The sequence below is a fragment of the Haloferula sp. A504 genome (assembly GCF_044385805.1).
In the GTDB taxonomy this organism is placed as follows: domain Bacteria; phylum Verrucomicrobiota; class Verrucomicrobiia; order Verrucomicrobiales; family Akkermansiaceae; genus Haloferula.
Window position 1 is genome coordinate 1 of record NZ_JBISBU010000126.1, and the last position, 2,627, is coordinate 2,627.

Annotated in this window: 1 protein-coding gene; it reads left to right on the top strand. The window is 62.1% G+C overall.

The window, feature by feature from the left end:
- A partial coding sequence (locus ACG2LG_RS23670) for a tyrosine-type recombinase/integrase (protein WP_396263310.1) occupies window positions 1-957 on the top strand: 957 nt, incomplete at its 5' end.
- Between the last annotated feature and the right edge of the window lie 1,670 nt (window positions 958-2,627).

Here is a 2,627-nt window from a genome sequence, read left to right on the forward strand (position 1 = left end):
CCCCTGTGCGAGGCGGTCAAAGGTCACGCCGAAGCCCAGCAGAACAACTTCCCTTCCCGCACCACCGCCGAGGTCGCCGAGGAGTTCGTCGCCTCCCGCGCCGCGAGCGGGGTCAGCCAAGCCTACGTGAACTCCTGCCGCCAGAACCTCAAGCGCTTCACGAAACGTCTGCCCGGACAGATCTCCGAGATCACGGTGGCCGATATCAACGGGTTCCTGACCAGCCTCACCACGCTGGCACCGGTCTCGAAGAACTGCCTGCGGCGGACGATCGTGACGATGTTCTCGTTCGCCAAGAAGCAGGGCTACATCGACCCGGATCGGAAGACGGCGGCCGAGCTCAGCGAGACCTTCAAGGTGCCGGAGAAGGAGATCGAGATCTTCACGCCGGAGGAGATGGAGAAGCTCCTGCTGGCAGCCCACGCACGGATCCTCCCGCTGATGGCGATCGGGGCCTTCACCGGGATCCGCAACGCCGAGATCTGCAAGCTGCGGTGGGAGGACATCAAGTGGGACCGGGGCCACATCGAGATCTCCGGCCGGATCGCCAAGAACCGGGCCCGCCGGTTGGTGCCGCTCAGCGAGAACCTCAAGGCATGGCTCGCCCCGTGGCGCGACGAGCAGGGGCCGGTCGTCCCGATCCAGGATTCCTCCGGGGCGCTCGGCGACGTGGCCGTGAAAGCCGGGATCCCGGGCGGATGGCGTCAGAATGGGCTCAGACACTCGTTCATCAGCTACCGGGTAGCGGAGACAGGGGACGTCGCCCGGACGGCTCTGGAGGCCGGCAATTCCCCGAAGATGATCTTCCGCCACTACCGAGCGGTGGTCGACGAGGGTTCGGCGAAGGCGTGGTTTGCCATCACGCCGCCGGAGGGCTGGGTGCCGAAGGAACTCCCTTGGCCGATCCGGGAGAGGATCCGGCGGGCCATCGAAGCGCACCGGCGGAAGGCGGGGTGACGTCCGGAGATTGTTATATCGAACTAACAAACCCGGATTTATGGCCGGCCAAAAAATCTCCTGCCGGCAGGAGGAATTCTCGTTACGCGACGAGAATTGGGCCGCCACAACCCAGGCCCATGGAATTCCAGACGTTTGGTCAACCAAACGACCACACTTTGCGACGGCGCCGCTCTGTTGATCCGGGTCAACATTCGGCCCTCCGCGAGGTTCCCGTAGTCGTTCCGTCAACAGAACGACTACTCCGCAGATTTTGCGCTCCGCGGAGCCGCCGACTGCCCCCCTGATCTGACGTTCCGGAACGACAAGGTGGCAATTGTCTTGCCGGCCAGACAATTGCGCCGCCCACCTCCTGCATCCGAGCAGGCTGATTGTGCCAGCGTTGCAAGGATTCTCACCTGGAAGGATTGTCGTGGCGCCACGACGAAGGAGGCACTCGAATTGTTCATGCGAATAAACAATTCCAGCTCTGGTCCTCGGTCCCCCAGCTCACGAAACGTGTAGACGTTGACACGTTTCGGCTGGTCGCCCGCCGTTCCAGACCCAGTGCCCGATTGTCTTTGCGCACAGACAATCCTACTTCGGCAGCCCGATGGGAGATTGTTTGCCCGCGCAAACAATTGCCGCTCCCTCAGGCCGATCCGCCGCCTTGTCATCCCGGGACAGGCCGCCCCGCCAGTGCCCGAGGCGAGTTTTGTTTACGGAAACAAAATTGCAGCAGCCCCTCGCCGCGTCTCGCCGGCGGCTGTTGGTGCGCACCAACATTTTCGTTTCGTAACGAAACTTCCTGCCGTCAGGAAAATCGACGCGGTGCCGGAACCCGCCGAGAAACCTCGTGGCGCCACGAGACGGGCAGCAGGCTTTGACGGGCCTTGGAGCGCCAGAATCTACTTCCGTAAGTAGATTTACGACAGTCAATGCTGCCCCAGATTGTCATGCCGACATGACAATTGCCGTGCGAATCCCCGGGAAGCTTGTCCTGCCGGCAGGACAACTGGGCCGGAGCCTTCGAATTGTGTGACCGCTCACACATTTTCTGGGCGCCAAGAACCTCCGCTCGAGCGGAAAATTTCTGCGCGTGCGGAAAAATCGTGTGGCCGGTCACACCTTTTCGTGGGGCCTACCATGTCTGCCCGGGAAGGAATCTCCCGCTCGGACCGAGATTTTCTGCGCGTGCAGAAAAATAACGGAGGATGCACCGCAGGGGGCGACATGTCCCGACGTCGGGACAGTGTCTTCCCGGGAAGAAATTCTGGCGCGAACCAAGAAACCCTGCCGGATCCAGGCTGGCGGAGGCCCGCTTTTCATCCCGGTATGAAAACCCGGCCCTACCTCGCCAGTTCGTCCGGCCCTGAATTGTCGTTACGGAACGACATTTGACCGGGTGCCGGAGGCCCGTCCCCGGCTCGTCGTGCCCAAATCTCTTTGCGCAAAGAAAATTCCCCCGCCCCCGGAAACTTGTGAACGTTCACGGATTTCCCCGCCGGAAGGTTCATTACGCAATGAAATCCACCCCTCTGCAGCCCACGCAAGTTGACACGCGGCCGGTGGCATGTCCAAGCAACCTGATTCCGACCGCCGTGCCGACCGGCTTTTGACCGACCTCGAAGCCTGCGAATACCTCCGCATCCGGCCCCGCCAACTCTACACCTGGCGCATCCAGGGGCTGA